Here is a 431-nt window from a genome sequence, read left to right on the forward strand (position 1 = left end):
CAGCATCGGGTGGTGACGCGGCTGCAATACATCTTCCTCAACGGCAACGTGGTCTCTGACATCTTCACTCAGGACACCGGGAACGCCCACGGCCCGGTGACCGCCGCGCTGCCGCGACGGGTCTTGGCCTCCCGTGTCAGCGTGGTGGTCTTGCAGACCTCCCGCCCGCCCGCCTCGCCACTGCCGGCCACCGATCCGGCTGCCCTGCCTGAGGCGCAGCCGGGGCTGGTGGAATCGCTGCTCGGTGAGGGCGGCGGGCCGCTGTCGGAAACACCGCAGAACCCTGAGCTGTATCCGGATCTGACCGTGCCCGACAACGGCAGCGACCCCGTGGACAACACGTTCGCGATGAGCGCATTGAAGTTTCTCGGTTACCAGCCCTAAGAAAAGAGACCACTGTGGCACTGTCGAAAACCTGGCAAGGGCGTCTC

Annotated in this window: 1 pseudogene; it reads left to right on the forward strand. The window is 65.7% G+C overall.

The features are described 5' to 3' along the window. Positions 1–384, forward strand: a pseudogene (locus H7I57_RS23250) (hypothetical protein); the annotation flags it as partial. Between the last annotated feature and the right edge of the window lie 47 nt (positions 385–431).

Source organism: Mycolicibacterium pyrenivorans, from assembly GCF_025821625.1.
Taxonomy (GTDB): domain Bacteria; phylum Actinomycetota; class Actinomycetes; order Mycobacteriales; family Mycobacteriaceae; genus Mycobacterium; species Mycobacterium pyrenivorans.